The organism is Pseudomonas sp. JS425 (assembly GCF_018223845.1).
Taxonomy (GTDB): Bacteria; Pseudomonadota; Gammaproteobacteria; order Pseudomonadales; family Pseudomonadaceae; genus Aquipseudomonas; species Aquipseudomonas asiatica.
The window spans coordinates 3,649,577-3,670,274 of the sequence record NZ_CP073661.1 but is presented as its reverse complement, the minus strand read 5'-3'; the positions used below and the strand labels follow the sequence as shown (position 1 = coordinate 3,670,274).

Annotated in this window: 18 protein-coding genes; 11 read left to right on the top strand and 7 right to left on the bottom strand. The window is 62.7% G+C overall.

The window, feature by feature from the left end:
• The first annotated feature begins 23 nt into the window (after positions 1-23).
• Positions 24-212: a hypothetical protein gene (locus KDB76_RS17075; RefSeq protein ID WP_003248064.1), complete on the top strand. Its 189-nt coding sequence runs from the start codon at positions 24-26 to the stop codon at positions 210-212.
• Between the two features lie 36 nt (positions 213-248).
• Here the strand turns inward: KDB76_RS17075 and KDB76_RS17070 are convergent, their stop codons facing one another.
• On the bottom strand, positions 249-623 hold the full coding sequence (locus KDB76_RS17070) for a hypothetical protein (RefSeq protein WP_013972911.1): 375 nt from the start codon (positions 621-623) through the stop codon (positions 249-251).
• 194 nt (positions 624-817) lie between these two features.
• Here KDB76_RS17070 and KDB76_RS17065 point away from each other — a divergent pair, with 194 nt between their 5' ends.
• Positions 818-3,133 carry an acylase gene (locus tag KDB76_RS17065; protein ID WP_038409741.1) on the top strand — a complete coding sequence of 772 codons (2,316 nt, stop codon included), beginning with the start codon at positions 818-820 and terminating at the stop codon, positions 3,131-3,133.
• A gap of 121 nt (positions 3,134-3,254) precedes the next feature.
• On the opposite strand, the gene KDB76_RS17060 is transcribed toward KDB76_RS17065, so the two are convergent.
• Both KDB76_RS17060 and KDB76_RS17055 read right to left on the bottom strand, forming a co-directional pair.
• Positions 3,255-3,977 (bottom strand): UDP-2,3-diacylglucosamine diphosphatase, encoded by a 723-nt coding sequence (locus KDB76_RS17060; RefSeq protein WP_013972909.1) that lies wholly within the window; start codon positions 3,975-3,977, stop codon positions 3,255-3,257.
• A complete protein-coding gene (locus KDB76_RS17055) occupies positions 3,974-4,474 on the bottom strand; it encodes a peptidylprolyl isomerase (protein ID WP_003259195.1) in 501 nt (166 codons plus the stop codon). Before KDB76_RS17055 ends, KDB76_RS17060 begins: the two co-directional genes overlap by 4 nt.
• A 247-nt stretch (positions 4,475-4,721) precedes the next feature.
• Here KDB76_RS17055 and KDB76_RS17050 point away from each other — a divergent pair, with 247 nt between their 5' ends.
• On the top strand, positions 4,722-6,425 hold the full coding sequence (locus KDB76_RS17050) for a glutamine--tRNA ligase/YqeY domain fusion protein (RefSeq protein ID WP_013972908.1): 1,704 nt from the start codon (positions 4,722-4,724) through the stop codon (positions 6,423-6,425).
• 9 nt (positions 6,426-6,434) lie between these two features.
• Positions 6,435-7,817 (top strand): cysteine--tRNA ligase, encoded by a 1,383-nt coding sequence (gene cysS, locus KDB76_RS17045; RefSeq protein WP_013972907.1) that lies wholly within the window; start codon positions 6,435-6,437, stop codon positions 7,815-7,817.
• Between the two features lie 135 nt (positions 7,818-7,952).
• On the opposite strand, the gene KDB76_RS17040 is transcribed toward cysS, so the two are convergent.
• Together KDB76_RS17040 and KDB76_RS17035 are read right to left on the bottom strand one after the other, a co-directional pair.
• Entirely contained in the window at positions 7,953-9,344 is a 1,392-nt protein-coding gene (locus KDB76_RS17040; RefSeq protein WP_013972906.1) for an ATP-binding protein, read from the bottom strand.
• Positions 9,322-10,002, bottom strand: a complete 681-nt coding sequence (locus KDB76_RS17035; protein ID WP_013972905.1) for a response regulator transcription factor — start codon at positions 10,000-10,002, stop codon at positions 9,322-9,324. Before KDB76_RS17035 ends, KDB76_RS17040 begins: the two co-directional genes overlap by 23 nt.
• Before the next feature lie 323 nt (positions 10,003-10,325).
• Here KDB76_RS17035 and KDB76_RS17030 point away from each other — a divergent pair, with 323 nt between their 5' ends.
• A complete protein-coding gene (locus KDB76_RS17030; RefSeq protein ID WP_013970314.1) occupies positions 10,326-11,279 on the top strand; it encodes an IS110 family transposase in 954 nt (317 codons plus the stop codon).
• Positions 11,280-11,374: 95 nt separating this feature from the next.
• On the opposite strand, the gene csiR is transcribed toward KDB76_RS17030, so the two are convergent.
• Entirely contained in the window at positions 11,375-12,070 is a 696-nt protein-coding gene (gene csiR / locus KDB76_RS17025; RefSeq protein ID WP_015270630.1) for a DNA-binding transcriptional regulator CsiR, read from the bottom strand.
• 195 nt (positions 12,071-12,265) lie between these two features.
• Between csiR and glaH the strand changes: the two genes are divergently transcribed.
• The 6 genes from glaH to proP all read left to right on the top strand — a co-directional run bounded on the left by glaH (position 12,266) and on the right by proP (position 19,988).
• Entirely contained in the window at positions 12,266-13,243 is a 978-nt protein-coding gene (glaH, locus tag KDB76_RS17020) for a glutarate dioxygenase GlaH (RefSeq protein WP_013972903.1), read from the top strand.
• A gap of 114 nt (positions 13,244-13,357) precedes the next feature.
• A complete protein-coding gene (lhgO, locus tag KDB76_RS17015) occupies positions 13,358-14,620 on the top strand; it encodes an L-2-hydroxyglutarate oxidase (protein WP_003260140.1) in 1,263 nt (420 codons plus the stop codon).
• 151 nt (positions 14,621-14,771) lie between these two features.
• Positions 14,772-16,163 carry a GABA permease gene (gene gabP / locus KDB76_RS17010; protein WP_023661037.1) on the top strand — a complete coding sequence of 464 codons (1,392 nt, stop codon included), beginning with the start codon at positions 14,772-14,774 and terminating at the stop codon, positions 16,161-16,163.
• A gap of 87 nt (positions 16,164-16,250) precedes the next feature.
• Positions 16,251-17,144 carry a PA4780 family RIO1-like protein kinase gene (locus tag KDB76_RS17005; protein WP_013972901.1) on the top strand — a complete coding sequence of 298 codons (894 nt, stop codon included), beginning with the start codon at positions 16,251-16,253 and terminating at the stop codon, positions 17,142-17,144.
• 207 nt (positions 17,145-17,351) lie between these two features.
• Entirely contained in the window at positions 17,352-18,326 is a 975-nt protein-coding gene (hemB, locus tag KDB76_RS17000) for a porphobilinogen synthase (protein WP_013972900.1), read from the top strand.
• 159 nt (positions 18,327-18,485) lie between these two features.
• Entirely contained in the window at positions 18,486-19,988 is a 1,503-nt protein-coding gene (gene proP / locus KDB76_RS16995) for a glycine betaine/L-proline transporter ProP (protein WP_038409740.1), read from the top strand.
• Here the strand turns inward: proP and KDB76_RS16990 are convergent, their stop codons facing one another.
• A complete protein-coding gene (locus tag KDB76_RS16990) occupies positions 19,989-20,690 on the bottom strand; it encodes a YoaK family protein (protein ID WP_013972898.1) in 702 nt (233 codons plus the stop codon). It abuts the gene before it with no gap.
• Between the last annotated feature and the right edge of the window lie 8 nt (positions 20,691-20,698).

Sequence of the window (20,698 nt, the reverse complement as noted above, 5' to 3'; positions counted from 1 at the left end):
CCTGATGTTGCAAGGAACCTTCGATGACACACGTGCAGCGCCTCAAATACTCCCTTCTGATCATCCTGGTGGTACTGGGCCTGATGCTGGGCCTGTCCCACCTGCAGAAGCAGGGTACGATCAGTGAGCAGACCTTCCAGATGCTGGCCATCGCCATCGCCGTGGTGGTCGTGGTGATCAACGGCATCCTGCGGCGCAAGGTCAAACCCTGACTTTGGCGGGCCGGCCAGGTATGGCCGGCCATGCGCTCAGCGCAAAGGCGTTCGTTCCAGCACGGCGCGCGCCTGGGGGGCGAGGCTGTAGCATTTGTCGCTGCCCAGCTGGATGACGCCCTCGCTGCACAGCCGCTTGAGAACTTCGCGCACGCTGAGGAACGACAGCGGGATATCCAGCTGTTCCAGCTGCGCGTGCACGCCGCGCACGCCAATGCTGCGGCCATTGCGGTCGGCGGCGTGCAAGGCATCGATGACCTTGAGGCGGATCAGGCTGGTACGCAGGCCGAAACTGCGCAAAAGCTCGCGGATCTGTTCGTTGCCGATGCGTTCGTCAGCAAAAACGTCCTGTTCCCTGGGCGCTTTGCCTGGGACGCGCCCAGCCTGGATCGAGGGTTGCGGGTTGTACATGTGAATGCTCCTTTTCGTGGACGAACCCGAAATTTGGGTGCCTCACTTACTAGGACGAATGAGAACGGAAAAACTGCAGCCCACTCGCAAAAAAAATCTGGTTCTGTTCAAGACGTTCCATTGCCTTGTAATACGTAAAATTTTCATTTGGCCATTCGTCTGATCGGGATGATCCCCGAAGCCGAGGAGTGCCTGTGTTTCCACTTTCCCGTCCCATGACTTGCGCTGGCCTGGCCGCCGCCCTGGTAGCCTTCAGCGTTGGCGCAGTGCCGGTGCAGTCCGCCGCAGCCGATGCCAGTGCGCAGATTCGCCGAACCACTTACGGTGTGCCGCACATCGTGGCCAAGGACGAGCGCGGCCTGGGTTATGGCATCGGCTACGCCTACGCCCAGGACAACTTGTGCCTGCTGGCCAATGAAGTGCTGACCGTGAGTGGCGAGCGCTCACGCTACTTCGGTGCCAAGGGCAAGACCCTTGAGCAGCGTGACAATCTGGCCAGCGACGTATTCTTCACCTGGCTCAACACTCCGGCGGCAGTCGATGCGTTCTTGCAGGCGCAGCCGGCACCGGTACGGGCGCTGCTGGCAGGTTATGCCAGCGGGTTCAACCGGGCGCTGGCCGAGCGCCGCAGCCAAGGGTTGCCCGCCGAATGTGGCACCGGCGAGTGGCTGCGGCCGATAAGCAGCGAGGACCTGGTCAGGCTGACCCGTCGGCTGCTCGCCGAAGGCGGTGTCGGGCAGTTCGTCGAAGCGCTGGCCGGGGCGCAACCGCCAATGCAGGCCAGCCAGCCGGCGCCGGCAGGGTTTGCCGCGGCGCTGGCCAGGCAACAGCGTTTTGCCACGGAGCGCGGTAGCAATGCGGTGGCTGTCGGGGCCCGGCGTTCGGCCAATGGCCGTGGTCTGTTGCTGGCCAACCCGCACTTCCCGTGGATGGGGGGCATGCGTTTCTATCAGATGCAACTGACCATTCCCGGCCAGCTCGATGTGATGGGGGCGGCATTGCCGGGCCTGCCGGTGGTCAACATCGGCTTCAACCAGCATCTGGCCTGGACGCACACCGTCGATACGTCGAATCACTTCACCCTGTACCGCCTGCAACTCGACCCCAAGGACCCGACCCGCTACCTGCTCGATGGCAAGTCGCTGCCGTTGGCCCGGCAAACCGTCAGTGTTGCGGTAAAGGCCGAGGATGGCAGCCTGAGCCAGGTGCAGCGCCAGGTCTACAGCTCGCAATTCGGCCCGGTGGTGCAATGGCCGGGGCGCCTGGACTGGGATGCACATGCTGCCTACAGCCTGCGCGACGCCAACCTCGAGAACACCCGGGTGTTGCAGCAGTGGTACCAGATCAACCATGCAGACAGCCTGGTGGCGTTGAAACGCTCGATCGAACAGCTGCAGGGCATCCCCTGGGTCAACACACTGTCGGTGGACCAGGCTGGCAAGGCCCTGTACCTGAACCAGTCAGTGGTGCCTTATGTGGATCAGCAACTGCTGAGCACGTGCAGCAACCCGCAGGCACAAGGGCGCCTGGTAGTACTGGATGGCTCCCGCAGCGCGTGCCAGTGGAAGGTCGATGCGCAGGCCGCACAGCCGGGGATTTTCCCTGCGCGGCTTCTGCCGAGCCTGGAACGCGAAGATTTCGTGCAGAACTCCAACGACCCGGCCTGGATGGCCAACCCGGCGCAGCCGCTGACCGGTTATTCGCCGCTGGTCAGCCGCAGTGACCAGCCGCTGGGCATGCGTGGCCGCTTTGCCCTGCAACGCCTGCAGGGTACGGCCCGCCTGGGCGCTGACGACCTGCAGCGCATGGTGACCGATGACGAGGTCTACCTGGCCAGCCTGCTACTGCCTGACCTGCTGCAGTGGTGCAAGGGCGCCGACGCGGATGTGCGGGCCGTATGCAGCAGCCTGGCGGCCTGGAATGGCAAGGCTGACCTGGACAGTGGCATTGGGCTGATACATTTCCAGAACCTGTACGATGCCCTGGCCGAGCACCCGCAAAGCTGGCGGGTGGCCTTTGACCCTGCCGATCCGCAGCATACCCCGCGCGGGTTGGCGGTCGAGCAGGCGGCCGTGCGCAAGCTGTTGCATCAGGCCGCATTGGCGTCGCTCGAGCAGGTGCGTGACAGCGGTATGGCAGGGGAGGTGCGTTGGGGGCAGGTGCAACAGGCGGGCGATGGTACGCCGGTGCCGGGTGGCCCGCAGGCGTTGGGCGTGTACAACGCGATCTACAGCGTGCCGCATGGGCAGGGCAAGCGGTTGGTGGTCAGTGGTACCAGCTACCTGCAACTGGTCAGTTTTACCGACCAGGGGCCAGAGGCCCGTGGGCTGCTGGCGTTTTCCCAGTCCAGTGAAGCGGCTTCGGTGCATGCCGGTGATCAGACCAAGGCGTTTGCAGCCGGGCAACTGGCGGTGATTCCGTTTACCGAGGCGCAGATCAAGGCTGACCCGGAGTACCGGGAACTGGTGATCAGTGAGGGGGACAAGGGGGCGGTGGTCAGCCGGCCTTGAGGTATAAGCCTGTGCCGGCCTCTTCGCGGGTAAACCCGCTCCCACAGGTGCTGCACCAGGGCTGCAAGCAGCACGATACCTGTGGGAGCGGGTTTACCCGCGAAGAAGGCGACTCGGTTGGTCAGGAAAACTCGAACGGCGCCAGCTGAAAGCCTTGCTCGTCAACCTGCAAGGCCCAGCCACGGCGGTCCCAGTCGCCCAGCACGATACGCCGTGCCGGTTGCCCATCGACCACCAGCTTGTGTATCGCCGGCCGATGGGTATGCCCATGCACCAAGGTACGTACACCATGCGCTGCCATTACCTTCGGCACTTCCTCTGGCGTGACATCGACGATCTCGGTGGACTTCATCCGCGTTTGCGAGCGGCTTTCGCTGCGTAGCTTGCGTGCCAGCTTGTAGCGGGCCGACAGCGGCAGGTGCCGCAACACCCACAGGCTCAGCGGGTTGCGCAGCAAGCGGCGCATTTTCATGTAGGCCAGGTCGCGGGTGCACAAGGTATCGCCATGCATCAGCAGCACCTGCTCGCCACCCAGCTCGATCACGCTGGGGTCGTGCAGCAACGTGCAGCCCGCAGCGTCGCAGAAGGCTTGGCCGATCAGGAAATCACGGTTGCCATGCATCAGATAGATGGCCGTGCCGCTGTCGCTCAGCCGACGCATGGCCTGGCAGACCGACTGCTGGAAGGGCGTCATGGCATCGTCGCCGATCCAGGCTTCGAAAAAGTCGCCAAGGATGTACAACGCCTTGGCGTGGCGGGCACGGCCATCGAGCAGATCAAGAAACGCCCGGGTAATGTCCGGGCGTTCTTCTTGCAGGTGCAGATCGGAGATCAGCAGGATCACTCAACGATCTCGGCTTTCTCGATGATCACGTCGTCCTTCGGCACGTCCTGGTGGCCAGCCTTGGAACCGGTGGCGACCTTTTCGATGGCGTCGACGATTTCACGGCCTTCGATCACTTCGCCGAATACCGCGTAGCCCCAGCCCTGAACGTTCTTGCCGCTGTGGTTGAGGAAGTCGTTGTCGGACGAGTTGATGAAGAACTGCGCCGAGGCGGAGTGCGGCTCCATGGTACGGGCCATGGCGATGCTGTACTTCTTGTTCTTCAGGCCGTTGTCGGCTTCGTTCTGGATGCTGGCGCGGGTCTTCTTCTGGCTCATGCCAGGCTCGAAGCCGCCGCCCTGGATCATGAAGCCCTTGATCACGCGGTGGAACACGGTGCCATTGTAGTGGCCGTCCTTGACGTACTGAACGAAGTTTTCGGTAGTCAGCGGCGCTTTCTCGGCGTCCAGTTGCAGGACGATGTCGCCGTGGTTGGTGCTCAGTTTGACTTTGGACATGCTGAAACTCGCTCTTTCAAGGCAATCGGAATTAGGGTGCGCAGGGCGCGGGTCATCACCTGACGCAGGATCAGGCGATCGCGACACATGGCGCGCACTGGCCATTTTGCCAGGCTGCGGCAAAAAGCCGTGATAAATCACGCCAGTTTGTCCGGGCCCGACTGTCAGCAGCTTGACTGCTTCGGCTATGATAGGCCCTTTGATTCAATCGGCCTACCCAGGCCGGACACGTGCATTCAAGGATCCTATGAGCAAGCCCACTGCCGACAACGCGCCCAACGCCGCTGCCAAAGGCGCCCCCGCTGTCCCTGCGAATTTCCTGCGGCCGATCATCCAGGCCGACCTGGACTCGGGCAAGCACAGCAGCATCGTCACCCGTTTCCCGCCGGAGCCCAATGGCTACCTGCACATCGGTCACGCCAAGTCGATCTGCGTCAACTTCGGCCTGGCCAAGGAATTCGGGGGCGTCTGCCACCTGCGTTTCGACGATACCAACCCGGCCAAGGAAGACCAGGAGTACATCGACGCCATCCAGAGCGATGTCAAGTGGCTGGGCTTCGACTGGGCCGGCGATGTGCGCTACGCCTCCGACTACTTCGACCAGTTGCACGACTGGGCGGTCGAGCTGATCAAGCGTGGCAAGGCCTACGTCTGCGACCTTACCCCCGAGCAGGCCAAGGAATACCGTGGCAACCTCAAGGAGCCGGGCAAGAACAGCCCGTTCCGCGAGCGCAGCGTTGACGAGAACCTCGACCTGTTCGCCCGCATGAAGGCCGGCGAGTTCAAGGATGGCGAGCGCGTGCTGCGGGCCAAGATCGACATGGCCTCGCCGAACATGAACCTGCGCGACCCGATCCTGTACCGTATCCGCCATGCCCACCACCACCAGACCGGTGACAAGTGGTGCATCTACCCGAACTACGACTTCACCCACGGCCAGTCGGACGCCATCGAGGGCATCACCCATTCGATCTGCACCCTGGAGTTCGAAGGCCATCGTCCGCTGTACGACTGGTTCCTCGACAACCTGCCGGTGCCGGCGCACCCGCGCCAGTACGAGTTCAGCCGCCTGAACCTGAACTACACCATCACGTCCAAGCGCAAGCTCAAGCAGCTGGTAGACGAAAAGCACGTCGAAGGCTGGGACGACCCACGCATGTCGACCCTGTCCGGCTTCCGTCGCCGTGGCTACACCCCGGCTTCGATCCGCAACTTCTGCGAAATGATCGGCACCAACCGTTCCGACGGCGTGGTCGACATGTCGATGCTCGAGTTCAGCATCCGTGACGACCTGGACCGCACCGCACCGCGCGCCATGTGCGTGCTGCGCCCGCTGAAAGTGGTCATCACCAACTACCCGGAAGGCCAGGTCGAGCAGCTCGAATTGCCGCGCCATCCGAAGGAAGACATGGGTGTGCGCGTGCTGCCGTTCTCCCGTGAACTGTACATCGACCGCGACGACTTCATGGAAGAGCCGCCGAAGGGCTACAAGCGCCTGGAACCGGCCGGTGAAGTGCGCCTGCGCGGCAGCTACGTGATTCGCGCCGACGAGGCGATCAAGGATGCCGACGGCAACATCGTCGAGCTGCGCTGCTCGTACGACCCGGACACCCTGGGCAAGAACCCGGAAGGCCGCAAGGTCAAGGGCGTGATCCACTGGGTGCCGGCCGAGGGCAGCGTTGAGTGCGAAGTGCGCCTGTACGACCGCCTGTTCCGCTCGCCGAACCCGGAAAAGACCGAGGAGGGCGGCAGCTTCCTGGACAACATCAACCCAGGCTCGCTGCAAGTGCTCAGCGGCTGCCGCGCTGAGCCGTCGCTGGCCCAGGCGCAGCCCGAGGACCGTTTCCAGTTCGAACGCGAAGGCTACTTCTGCGCCGACCTGAAGGACAGCCAGCCGGGCCGCCCGGTGTTCAACCGCACTGTCACCCTGCGTGACTCCTGGGGCAGCTGAGGAACCGCCGTGCTTACCATCTACAACACGCTGAGCAAAACGAAGGAAACCTTCAAGCCGCTGGATGGCAACAAGGTGCGCATGTACGTGTGCGGCATGACCGTGTACGACTACTGCCACCTGGGCCATGGCCGCAGCATGGTGGCCTTCGACCTGGTCACCCGCTGGCTGCGCAAAAGCGGCTACGAGCTGACCTACGTGCGCAACATCACCGACATCGATGACAAGATCATCAACCGGGCCAACGAGAACGGCGAAAGCTTCGACGCCCTGACCGCCCGCATGATCGACGCGATGCACGAAGACGAGCGCCGCCTGAACATCCTGCCGCCGGACCAGGAGCCGCGTGCCACCGACCATATCGCCGGCATGCACGCGATGATCCAGACCCTGATCGACAAGGGTTATGCCTATGCCCCGGGCAATGGTGACGTGTACTACCGCGTCGGCAAGTTCGTCGGCTACGGCAAGCTGTCGCGCAAGAAGATCGAAGACCTGCGCATCGGTGCCCGTATCGAGGTCGACGAAGCCAAGCAGGACCCGCTGGACTTCGTGCTGTGGAAGGGCGTCAAGCCGGGCGAGCCGAGCTGGGAGTCGCCATGGGGCCCGGGGCGTCCGGGCTGGCACATCGAGTGCTCGGTGATGTCCACCTGCTGCCTGGGTGAAAGCTTCGACATCCACGGCGGCGGTAGCGACCTGGAGTTCCCGCACCACGAGAACGAGATTGCCCAGAGCGAGGCGGCCACCGGCAAGCAGTACGCCAACGCCTGGATGCACTGCGGCATGATTCGTATCAATGGCGAGAAGATGTCCAAGTCGTTGAACAACTTCTTCACCATTCGCGACGTGCTCGAGAAGTATCACCCGGAAGTGGTGCGCTACCTGCTGGTGGCCAGCCACTACCGCAGCGCGATCAACTACTCGGAAGACAGCCTGCGCGATGCCAAGGGCGCGCTGGAGCGCTTCTACCACGCCCTGCGTGGCTTGCCACGGGTAGCGGCCAAGGGTGGTGAAGAGTTTGTCGAGCGCTTCAGCGTGGCCATGAACGACGACTTCGGTACCCCCGAAGCCTGCGCCGTGCTGTTCGACCTGGTGCGCGAGATCAACCGCCTGCGCGAAAGCGACGTCGAGGCTGCTGCCGGCCTGGCCGGTCGCCTGCGCGAGCTGGGTGATGTGCTGGGTGTGCTGCAGCTGGAAGCCGATGACTTCCTGCGTGCCGGTGCCGAAGGCAAGGTGGATGCCGCTGAGGTCGAGGGCTTGATCCAGGCTCGCCTGCAGGCGCGTGCGGACAAGAACTGGGCCGAGTCCGACCGCATTCGCGACCAGCTGACCGCCATGGGTGTGGTGCTGGAAGACGGCAAGGGTGGGACTACCTGGCGTCTGGCCGACTGATCGGTTTAAAGGGGGCTGCGCTGCAGCCCATCGCGACACAAGGCCGCTCCTACAGGAATAGCGCCGCATTCAATGCTTGCGTAATCCCTGTAGGAGCGGCCTTGTGTCGCGATGGGCCGCAAAGCGGCCCCGTTTCTATTTGGCCAGGCCCACAAGCGGGCAGTGCAACACCAACCTGGCCCCACCCAGCTCGCTTTCCCCCACCTCCAGTCCGAACCCATGCAGGTCGACGATCGCCGCAACGATCGACAAACCCAGCCCGAACCCCGCATGGCGGTGGCCTTCATCGCTACGGTAGAAGCGCTTCAGCACTGCCGCCCGTTCCTCTTCCGGAATACCCGGCCCGCTGTCCTCGATGGCCAGGTGCAGGCCCTTGTCGTCCTGCGTCGCCGTTATCCGCACCAGCCCACCCTCGGGCGTGAACTTGATGCCGTTGCCCACCAGGTTGGCCAGTGCCTCGAACAGCAGTTCGCGGTCACCATGCAATGCCGACAGTTCGGCCGGCTGCTGCAGTTCCAGGCGGATGCCACCATCTTCTGCCAACGGCAGGTAGAAGTCGTGCAGCTCGACCAGCAACTCGTGCGGGTCAAGCTGGACGAAACCGGCCCGCCGCTGGCGGTCTTCCAGTTCGCTGATGCGCAACAACCCGCGAAAACGCGCCATCAGGGTGTCGGTTTCGCTAATGGCCTGGTCCAGTGCCTCGGCCTGGGTGGAGTCAGCGTCACTTTGCTGGCGAATGCGGTACAGCTGGGCGCGCAGGCGCGTGAGCGGGGTGCGCAGGTCGTGGGCGATGTTGTCACACACGCCCTTGACCTCATGCATCAGCCGCTCGATGCGGTCGAGCATGGCGTTGACGATGGCCGCCAGCATGTCCAGCTCGTCGCGCCGGGCCGACAGCGGCAGGCGGTGGGTAAGGTCACCGGCGACGATCAGTTCGGCCTGGGCCTGGATCGCGCGGATGCGCTTGAGTGGGCGGCGCCTCAGCAGGTACCAGCCGGCAAAGCCCGGGATCAGGGTCAGCGAGATCCCCCAAAGCAGGGCATGCAGGATGATCCGGGTGACCACGAACAGCGAGCCGTTGTCGCGCACCAGCACCAGCCAGCGGCCATCCTGCACCTTGATCGCCACCGCGTCGCAGCTGTCACGCGGCATGTGCGGGTCGTCGGCGTCCAGGCAGCGCTTGAGTTCGTGAACCTTGCCGTCCAGCCCCAGCTCTGGCGGGATGGCGCGAATGCGCCCGCCGATCGGGTTGAGCTGGTTGTCGAACAGGCCGTAGGCGTCGAAGCTGCGTTCCTCGAAGGCCTGGCTGGCGACCAGGGCGTCGTCCAGCTGTTTGCCGCTCATGTGCGCGAACAGGTGCTGGCGCTGCAGCATCGAATGGCGGGTGAGTTTGTTCAGGTAGCTGGACACCTCGAAGTACAGCACCCCCATGAGGATGCTGCTCCAGGCCACGAACAGAAAGCTGTACAGCGCCAGCAGGCGGCTGGTCGAGGAGCTCCAGCCCTTAGACGGGTTCAGCAATGGCATAGCCGGAGCCCCGTACCGTACGGATCAGCGGCGACTGGCCGGGCGAGTCGATTTTCTTGCGCAGGCGACCGATGTGTACGTCGATCAGGTTGGTGCCCGGGTCGAAGTGGTAGCCCCAGACTTCCTCGAAAATCATCATCCGCGTGATCACCTGGCCGCTATGGCGCATCAGGTACTCCAGCAGCTTGTATTCGGTGGGCAGCAGGTTGAGGGTCTGTTCGCCACGGCGGGCTTCGTGGCTAATCAGGTCCAGTTGCAGGTCGGCGACCTGCAGGCGGGTCTGGGTCATGGGCACGCTGTTGCGGCGCAGCAGCACTTCGACCCGCGCGGCCATCTCGTCGGAGGCGAACGGTTTGGTCAGGTAGTCGTCACCCCCGGCACGCAGGCCGCGCACCCGCTCGTCGACGTCGGAGAGGGCGCTGATCATCAGGATCGGCGTGGCAATCTTGAGGTTGCGCAGCGTGGTGACGATGGTCAGGCCATCGACCTCGGGCAGCATGCGGTCCAGAGTGATCAGGTCGTAGCCGCCGGCAATGGCCTTGGCCAGGCCTTCACGGCCATTGTCGGCCCAATCCACCTCAAGGCCGTGGCTGGTAAGTTCGGCGACGATTTCCTGGCCGGTGACGGCGTCGTCTTCGATGGTCAGTACGCGAGGCATGCTGGTTCCCGGGCATCTAATGGAGACTTGATTGTGCCAAAGAATAGCCAAACGGCGATTTAAGAAAAATTCATCTGGCGTGTTTTGCCTGCACTGGCCTCTTCGCGGGTAAACCCGCTTGTATGGTTAGACTTGAAGGGGTGGTGGGACTAAATGCCCGATTCTGACTGTTCACAGCAGTACAGACCGTGGGAGACATCGCCCCACCCCTTCCACCAAAGCGCCGATAAAGAATGCATCGTTTGCAAGCGACGATAGAAACAAGCCAGCGCCTCTTGGTGAAACCCCTTCAAGCCGAAAAACCATAACGTGAGGAGCGGCCCATGGCAATGCAGGTAGGTAAGTTGATCGTGGGTGCGGATGTCGCGAAAGCTGAGCTGGTTATCCACCACGATGATCGCGACGAGATCATCAGGCTCAAAAACTCCAAACTCGAGATCAGAAGGTGGCTCAAGCAACAACCCCTCAACACCGCTATCGCTGTTGAGGCGACCAACGTCTATCACTTGGACCTGGTTGAATTGGCCCACAGCCTAGGCTTCGAGGTCTATGTCATCGATGGTTTTCAATTGAGCAACTACCGGAAGAGTGTTGGGGGACGGGTTAAAACCGACCCCTCCGATGCTCGGTTGCTGTCCCGTTTTTTAAAAAATGAAGGCGAGGACCTTCGCCCTTGGAGCCCGCCTCCCGCTGTCTACGGCAAGCTTCAGAGCCTCTTGCGACGCAGAGCCGCCTTGGTGACTGCTCGTACTGCAATGACTCAGAGCTGGGCTAACGAAAGCCTTTTGAAAGCCGCCTTCGAAACTTTTGTGAAGTCGATAGATCGGCTGGATCAGTTGATTCAAAAGAAGATTAAAGAAGTACTGCGAGACGCTGGGCTGCAGGAACAAGTCGCTCGCTGCCAGGCAGTAGAGGGCATTGGTTTTCTCACCGCCGCAGCATTGGTGATGGCTTTTACAAGGGGCGAGTTCAAAAGCAGTGACTCGTACATTGCATTCCTAGGAATGGATTTACGAGTCAGTGATTCCGGACAGAAGAATGGGCGACGTCGCCTCACCAAGCGAGGTTGTTCAGAAATTCGTCGCTTATTGCACAACGCTGCGATGGCGGCCAGCAGATCGGCAGCCTGGAAAGGGCTTTACGAACAGCATCGGAGCAGTGGTAAAGCAACAACCCAAGCGTTGGTAATCCTGGCAAGAAAGCTCGCGCGGGTGGCATTCGCCCTGATGAAAAATCAGGACGAATACGTCACTAAAGGCGCGAAACTGGCTTGCTGAAAACCATAGAATCTCCCACAGGTGCAGCGTCACCCCCAAGGGCGGTGACATCCCTGTGGGAGCGGGTTTACCCGCGAAGCAGGCGCCGCGGTCTTTCAACGTGCGCCGATACCCTCGGCATGCATGATCTGCGCAATGATCGGCACCGGAGTCATCAGGTGCGAGCGCATCATGGCGCTGGCGCGCTTGGCGTCCCGGGCCAGAATCACTTCCACCAGGGCCGCATGCTCCTGGCGCTTGAGTTCCAGGGCCTGTTCGGAAAACACCGTCTGGGTCAGCCACAGGTGCCGGTAGCGCTCGGCCTGGTCGAACAGGTAAGTGCGCGCCTGCAGCAGGTGCTTGGAGCCGCAGCCCGAGGCAATGGCCGTGTGGAATGCCTTGTGCCGTTCGTCCCACACATCCAGGCGCTGTTCGCGGGTCTTCACTTCCACCACCTTGGCCAGGGTATGCGAGTGGGCCAGTACCGACGCCTCCCAGGCGTCGTCGCCACGCTCGATGGCCAGGGTGATGATCATCGCCTCCAGGTTGGCGCGGGCATCGTAGATGTCGTTCATCTCGTCCAGCGACATGGGCGCCACACGGTAGCCCTTCTGGCTGATCGCGTTGACCAGGTGCTCGGCCACCAACTGCGACAGTGCTTCGCGCAGCGGGCCCACGCCCAGGTCGTAGCGCTCCTTCAGGGTGCTCATCAGCAGCTTTTCGCCGGGTTTGAACACGCCGCGGATGATGTCCTTCTTGAGCCTCTCATACCCGCTGAATGCTGAGTTTTGTCGGGGGGCGAGCGCTTCCAAGGTCCTGTTCCTCAAACGGTTTTGTCGATCATACCGAAAGCGTTCGCCGGCGAAAAACAATGGACAAAAACACATTCTGTCTTTGAAAAATAAAAATGTAGACATTTTGCGTTTATGGCGATAATTTTAGCTCGCCCGCACTGATCCAGGTCATGCCCGGACGGCGCTACTCATTTTTTCTGCCAGGACACTGCCATGAACGCTTTTACGCAGATCGACGAACTTGTGATGCCACTGCCGCTCGAGCCGCGTGGTTACACCATCGCCCCTTCGAAACAGTCGCCGCGCCTGCTTGAGCTCACCTTTGCCCGCGAAACGGTCGAAGCGTTCGTCCAGGCTGTTGCCCAGTGGCCGGTGCAGGCGCTGGAGTACAAGTCGTTCCTGCGCTTCCGGGTTGGCGAGATCCTCGACGAGCTGTGCCAGGGCACCCTGCGGCCGGTGCTGCTCAATACCATCCTCAACCGCGCCAGCGGCGGCATGCTGATCACCCCGGTCGGCCTGGATGACGTGAGCCAGGCCGAGGACATGGTCAAGTTCACCACCGCCTGCGCACACCTGATCGGCCGCTCCAACTACGACGCCATGAGCGGCCAGTTCTATGCCCGCTTCGTGGTGGTCAACACCGACAACTCCGACAGCTACCTGCGCCAGCCGCACCGGGTCATGGAGCTGCACAACGACGGCACCTTCGTCAACCAGATCACCGACTACGTGCTGATGCTGAAGATCGACGAAAAGAACATGGAAGGCGGCAACTCGCTGCTGCTGCACCTGGACGACTGGGAGCAGTGCGACGAATTCTTCCGCCACCCGCTGGCCCGTCGCGAAATGCGCTGGACCGCACCGCCGAGCAAGAAGGTGTCCGAAGATGTGTTCCACTCGGTATTCGACACCGATGCCGAAGGCCGCCCGACCATGCGCTACATCGACCAGTTCGTGCAGCCGGAAAACTACGAGGAGGGCATCTGGCTGAACGCCTTGTCCGAATCGCTGGAAGGCAGCGAGAAGAAGCTTTCGGTACCGGTCGGTGTGGGTAGCTTCCTGCTGATCAACAACCTGTTCTGGCTGCATGGCCGCGACCGCTTCACGCCGCACGAAGGCCTGCGCCGCGAGCTGATGCGCCAGCGCGGTTACGTGGCCTTCCCCAAACCGCTGTACCAGCGCGGGCAATAATGACAGGGCGCGGGGCGGGCGCCCGCCCACGCGTCTTTGCACAAAACGATGCCACCAGGGCCCGCGCGGGCCTTGGTGAGCCAGTCAGGCAATGCCTGCGTGTGAGGTAAGGCTGTGTACGATTTCATCATCATTGGCGGTGGCATTGTGGGCATGTCCACGGCCATGCACCTGATCAAGGTCTACCCGGATGCGAAGATTCTCCTGCTGGAGAAAGAGTCCGGCCCGGCCCGCCACCAGACCGGCCACAACAGCGGCGTGATCCACGCCGGCGTGTATTACACCCCCGGCAGCCTCAAGGCGCGCTTCTGCCTGGAAGGCAACAAGGCCACCAAGGCTTTCTGCACCCAGCACGGTATCCGCTTCGATGAATGCGGCAAGCTGCTGGTGGCTACCAACGACCTGGAAATGCAGCGCATGAAGGCGCTGTGGGAGCGCACCGCGGCCAATGGCCTGGAGCGCTACTGGCTGTCGGCGGCCGAACTGCGCGAGCGCGAGCCCAATATCGTTGGCATGGGCGGCATCTTCGTGCCCTCCAGCGGTATCGTCAATTACGCCGAAGTGACTGCGGCCATGGGCGCCGAGTTCCAGCGCGCCGGCGGTGAGATCCGCTATGGCGCCGAGGTGGTCGGCCTGCAGGAGTTGGCCAGCGAAGTGGTCGTGCGCACGCGTGGCGACCATCATGACGATGAGTTGCGCAGCCGTTTCCTGGTGACCTGCTCGGGCCTGATGGCCGACCGCGTGGTGAGCATGCTGGGCCTGCGGACCGAGTTCGTCATCTGCCCGTTCCGTGGCGAGTACTACCTGCTGCCCAAGCAGCACAACCAGATCGTCAACCACCTGATCTACCCGATTCCCGACCCGTCCATGCCGTTCCTGGGGGTGCACCTGACTCGCATGATCGACGGCACCGTGACCGTTGGCCCCAACGCCGTGCTGGCAATGAAGCGCGAGGGTTACCGCAAGCGCGATGTCAGCCCAGCCGACCTGTTCCAGACCCTGACCACCCCCGGCATCCTCAAGGTGCTGGCGAAGAACTTCCGCCCAGGCCTGATCGAGATGAAGAACTCGCTGTTCAAGGGTGGTTACCTCAAGCAGGTCCAGAAATACTGCCCGAGCATCACCAAGGCCGACCTCACGCCTTATCCGGCCGGCGTGCGTGCCCAGGCCGTATCGCGTGACGGCAAGCTGATCGACGACTTCCTGTTCGTCAACACCGCTCGCAGCGTCAACGTGTGCAACGCACCGTCGCCGGCCGCCACCTCCGCCATCCCGATCGGCGCGTACATCGTCGACAAGGTATGCGAGCAGGTCGGTCGCCAGGGCGGCAGTTTCCCCAAGGCCGACCTGGCGCCTCGTCAGCGGGCTGCCGGCTGACCTACCCGTAATACGCCCTGCGGTTTCGTTTTCCTCAACCCGTACTGCCCTACTCACCATCTGGGGCAGGGCGGGCTTTTTCGCGCCTGCGTCGGTGACGTGCAAGCCGGCGGCCCCAGCGTGGGCATGACAAAAACAACAAGGTAGCGCCATGCAAACCCACAAGAACAATTTGAGTCATGGATTGAAATCCCGGCATGTCACCATGCTGTCCATTGCCGGCGTGATCGGTGCCGGCCTGTTCGTCGGCTCCGGCCGTGCGATTGCCGAGGCAGGGCCCGCCACCATCCTGGCCTATATCCTGGCCGGCGCGCTGGTGGTGCTGGTGATGCGCATGCTGGCCGAAATGGCCGTTGCTTCACCGGACACCGGTTCGTTCTCTACCTATGCCGACCTCGCCATCGGCAAATGGGCCGGCTACACCATCGGCTGGCTGTATTGGTGGTTCTGGGTACTGATCATCCCCATCGAGGCCAATATCGCCGCCACCATCATCAACTCCTGGGTCCCGCAGCTGGAGATCTGGGTCTTGTCGTTGGTGATTACCCTGTTGCTGACCGCCACCAACCTGTTCAGCGTGAAGAACTACGGTGAGTTCGAGTTCTGGCTGGCGTTGGTCAAGGTGGTGGCCATTGTCGGCTTCATCGCGCTAGGGGTATGCGCCATCTTCGGCCTGCTGCCAGGCTCCGGTGTCAGCGGCGTGTCCCGCCTGTGGGACAGTGGCGGCTTCATGCCCAACGGTTTTGGTGCGGTGCTGAGCGCCATGCTGATTACCATGTTCTCGTTCCTCGGCGCCGAAGTGGTGACCATTGCCGCAGCCGAATCGGATGAAGCGGGCAAGCATATTTCCAAGGCCACCAACTCGGTGATCTGGCGGATCACGCTGTTCTATATCCTGTCGATCTTCATCGTCATCGCGCTGGTGCCGTGGACTGACCCGCGCCTGGCCACCGAAGGGTCCTATGTCACGGTGCTGGACACCCTGGGCGTGCCGAATGCCAAGGCCATCATCGACTTCGTGGTGCTGACGTCGGTGACCAGTTGCCTCAACTCGTCGCTGTATACCGCTTCGCGCATGGTCTACTCGCTGAGCCGCCGCGGTGATGCGCCGGCCTGTGCCCAGGTGACCAGCCGCAGCGGCACCCCTGTGGTGGCTGTGCTGCTGTCCACAGGCGCAGCTTTCCTGGCGGTGATTGCCAATTACCTGGTCCCGGCCAAGGTGTTCGGCTTCCTCATGGCAAGCTCCGGCGCCATTGCCCTGCTGGTGTATCTGGTGATCGCCGTTTCCCAGCTGCGCCTGCGTCAGCGCCTGACTGCACAGGGCAAGACGTTGGGCTACCGCATGTGGCTGTTCCCATGGCTGACCTGGGGCGTGATCCTGTTCATCAGCGGCGTGCTGGTACTGATGCTGTTCCGCCCGGATCACCGTCTGGAAGTAGTATCGACCATGGTGCTGGCGGTACTGGTGGTGTGTTCGGGCCTTCTGGTCACACGGCGCCGGGCGCGCGAGGCGGTGGTTGGCAGCGTAGGGCAGGGCGCTTGAGTCGCTCGGCCTGAAGACAGACGAGCAAGTCGCATCAGGCTGTGAGAGGATGTCCGCCATCACAGCCAGGACCCCGAACGCAGCCTGATGAAGACACCCAAAAGAATCGAACCCCTGATCGAAGACGGCCTGGTCGACGAAGTACTGCGGCCGTTGATGAGTGGCAAGGAAGCCGCCGTGTATGTGGTGCGCTGTGGCAGCCAGGTGCGCTGCGCCAAGGTTTATAAAGAAGCCAACAAGCGCAGTTTCCGCCAGGCTGCCGAGTACCAGGAGGGCCGCAAGGTTCGCAACAGCCGTCAGGCCCGGGCCATGGCCAAGGGCAGCAAGTACGGCCGCAAGGAAGCCGAAGACGCCTGGCAGAACGCCGAAGTGGCGGCGCTGTTCCGCCTGGCCGGCGCTGGCGTGAGGGTTCCCAGGCCCTACGATTTTCAGGACGGCGTGCTGTTGATGGAGCTGGTGACCGATGCCGACGGTGACGCGGCCCCGCGCCTGAACGACGTACACCTCGAAGCCGAGGAAGCCCGGGCGTACCATGCCTTCGTCATTCGCCAGATCGTGCTGATGCTGTGTGCCGGGCTGGTGCACGGCGACCTGTCGGAGTTCAACGTGCTGCTTGGCCCGGACGGGCCGGTGATCATCGACTTGCCGCAAGCGGTGGATGCAGCGGCCAACAACCATGCCTTCAGCATGCTGCAGCGCGATGTGGCCAACATGGCCCATTATTTCGGGCGCTTTGCGCCGGAGCTGAAAAGTACCCGGTATGCGCAGGAAATGTGGGCCTTGTACGAGGCGGGCGAACTGCGCCCGGACAGCCCACTGACGGGGTTGTTCGAGGATGACGAGCATGCGGCTGACGTGGCCGGGGTGATGCGCGAGATCGATGCGGCCCGGCTGGATGATGCGCGCCGGCGAGCCGCGCGGGCCGAGGCTGAGGCCGGTGTGGCCAGGGCAGAGGAGCCTGCGCCGCCCTGGCTGCAGTAATAGGTTGCCTGCACTGGCCTCTTCGCGGGTAAACCCGCTCCCACAAGTACAGCGCGAATCCCGTGGGAGCGGGTTTACCCGCGAAGAGGCCGGCACAGGAAAAATGCAGCCATTGCCTTTGACGCAAGACAATATCTCGTCATCCGGCCTTTTCACTGGCGCGCGACAGGCATAAGGTATACGCCGTTCAAATTCCCTGGAGCTGTCATGTCCAACCAATTCCCGTCCGTTCGTCCACGCCGCCTGCGCCAGAACGAGTCCCTGCGCACGATCTTCCAGGAAACCGAGTTCCGCCTTGAAGACCTGATCCTGCCGATCTTCGTCGAAGAGGGTATCGATGACTTCGTGCCGATCACCAGCATGCCGGGCGTCAACCGCATCCCCGAGAAGCTGCTGGCCCAGGAAATCGAGCGCTATGCCCGCGCTGGTATCAAGTCGGTGATGACCTTTGGCGTTTCGCACAACCTGGACGCCGTCGGCAGCGACACCTGGAACGAAAACGGCCTGGTCGCGCGCATGTCACGCATCTGCAAGGACACCGTGCCGGAAATGGTGGTGATGTCCGACACCTGCTTCTGCGAATACACCAGCCACGGCCACTGCGGCGTACTGCACGACCACGGTGTGGACAACGACGCCACCCTGGCCAACCTGGGCAAGCAGGCGGTCATCGCCGCTGCTGCAGGTGCCGATTTCATTGCCCCGTCGGCGGCGATGGACGGCCAGGTCCAGGCCATCCGCAGCGCGCTGGATGGTGCCGGCTTCCACGACACCGCGATCATGGCCTATTCCACCAAGTTCGCCTCGTCGCTGTATGGCCCGTTTCGTGAAGCCGGTGGTACCGCGCTGAAGGGCGATCGCAAGAGCTACCAGATGAACCCGATGAACCGCCGCGAAGCCGTGCGCGAGTCGCTGCTCGACGAGCAGGAAGGCGCCGATGTACTGATGGTCAAGCCGGCCGGTGCCTACCTCGACGTGATCGCCGATATCCGTGCCGCCTCGCGCCTGCCGCTGGCGGCGTACCAGGTGAGCGGCGAGTACGCGATGATCAAGTTCGGTGGCCTGGCTGGCGCCATCGATGAAGGCCGGGTGGTGCGTGAAAGCATTGGCGCGATCAAGCGTGCCGGTGCCGACCTGATCCTCACCTACTTCGCCATGGACCTGGCCCGCGAAGGCATCTGACCGCGAGCCGTTGCCCATGCAAGCCGCTGCCATCGCAGCGGCTTTTCTTTGCCTGTGCAGCAACCGAAGAGGAGAAACACAAAAAACCCGTAAGCGCTGAATTATTTAGTGTCCCGTCGTATCTCATCCCTTAGAGCATTCATCGACAGGGATACGGACATGAAACCTCGCAAGAAAAGCATCCAGCCAATCGGCCTGAAGGACATCACCATCGTCGACGACGGCAAGATGCGCAAGGCAATCACCGCGGCGGCACTGGGCAATGCCATGGAGTGGTTCGACTTCGGCGTCTACGGCTTCGTCGCCTACGCCCTGGGCAAGGTTTTCTTCCCCAATGCCGACCCCAGCGTGCAGATGATCGCGGCGTTGGCCACGTTCTCGGTGCCGTTTCTGATCAGGCCTCTGGGCGGGCTGTTCTTCGGCGCCTTGGGCGACCGGTTCGGGCGGCAGAAAATCCTCGCTGCGACCATCGTGATCATGTCGCTCAGCACCTTTGCCATCGGCCTGATACCGTCCTATGCCAGCATCGGTATCTGGGCGCCGATCCTGTTGCTGCTGGCCAAGATGGCCCAGGGCTTCTCGGTGGGGGGCGAGTACACCGGCGCGTCGATCTTCGTCGCCGAATATGCCCCGGACCGAAAACGGGGTTTTCTCGGCAGTTGGCTGGACTTCGGCTCGATTGCCGGGTTCGTGCTGGGTGCCGGTGTGGTGGTGTTGATCTCTACGGTGCTGGGTGAGGAAAAGTTCCTCGAATGGGGTTGGCGCCTGCCGTTCTTCCTCGCCTTGCCGCTGGGCATCATCGGCCTGTACCTGCGCCATGCTCTGGAGGAAACGCCGGCTTTCCAGCAGCATGTCGACAAACTGGAGCAGGGCGACCGCGAAGGCCTGGCGTCCGGGCCCAAGGTGTCCTTCAAGGAGGTCGCCACCCAACACTGGCGCAGCCTGGTGACCTGTATCGGTGTAGTGATCGCCACCAACGTCACCTACTACATGCTGCTCACGTACATGCCCAGCTACCTGTCGCACAACCTGCACTACAGCGAAGACCATGGCGTGCTGATCATCATCGCGATCATGGTCGGCATGCTGTTCGTGCAACCGATGATCGGGCTGCTCAGCGACAAGTTCGGCCGCCGACCGTTCATCATCGTCGGCAGCGTCGGCCTGTTTGCGCTGGCCATTCCGGCATTCATGCTCATCAACAGCGGCGTACTGGGGGTGATCTTTGCCGGGCTGCTGATCATTGCCGTGCTGCTGAACTTCTTCATCGGCGTGATGGCCTCGACGCTACCGGCAATGTTCCCCACGCATATCCGCTACAGCGCCCTCGCCAGCGCCTTCAACATCTCGGTGCTGATCGCCGGCCTCACCCCGACCATCGCCGCCTGGCTGGTGGAAAGTACTGGCAACCTGTACATGCCGGCCTATTACCTGATGGTGATCGCCGCCGTGGGGCTGGTCACCGGCCTGACCATGAAGGAAACCGCCAACAAGCCGCTGCGCGGCGCGGCACCGGCAGCATCGGATATCGAGGAAGCGCGTGAGCTGCTGCAGGAGCACCACGACAACATCGAGCAAAGGATAGAGGACATCGATGCGCAGATTGCCGAACTGGAGGCCAAGCGCAAGTTGCTGGTGCAGCAGCACCCGCGCATCGAGTGATCAGTGTGGCATGTAGCCACGCTGCCACGTCCGTGGAATGAACCGCGACACCAGGGCCAGCACGCAGGCCAGCGAGCAGCTGCCGGCTAGCGCCTGCAGGCCCAGGTGGTGCTGCAGCCAGGCCCCCAGCGCGGCGCCCAGCAGCATGCCGGCCCAAGGCACCAGTTGCACCCGCCAGCCATTGCGCCGCTCGCCCAGCAGCCAGCGCCCCAGCCCACGACCGAAGCGTGACAGGGCACCGGTGACGTAGGTCAGGCCGATGGGCAGGCCGTTCACCTGTTCGACCACGGCGTTGATCATGCCCATGGCCAGTGTGGCGGCGAGCAGCGCGGGCAAGGTCGCTGCCAAGGGCCATGCGGCTGCAAAGCCCAGCAGGGCGGCGACCACCAGCAGCACCGGCCAGGCCCGACGGCGGAACGCGCGCGCCAGCAGCACGCCCAGGGCGTTGCCGATGACGAAGCTCAGCACTGCAGCACTCAGGCGCAGCACCAGGGCCAGGTCCGCATCGCTGATGGCGACGGCCAGACGCGTGGTGTTGCCACTCATGAATGACACGAAGTCGCCCAGCGCCAGCAGGCCGATGGCATCGGTCATGCCGGCCAGTACGGACAGGCCGGCGACCAGGCCGAGGCCGACACGACCACGCAGAATCTGCAGGCGCAGCCGCTTGGCAGTGCGCGCGGGGAGGGTGTTGGGCAGCATCCTCGGGA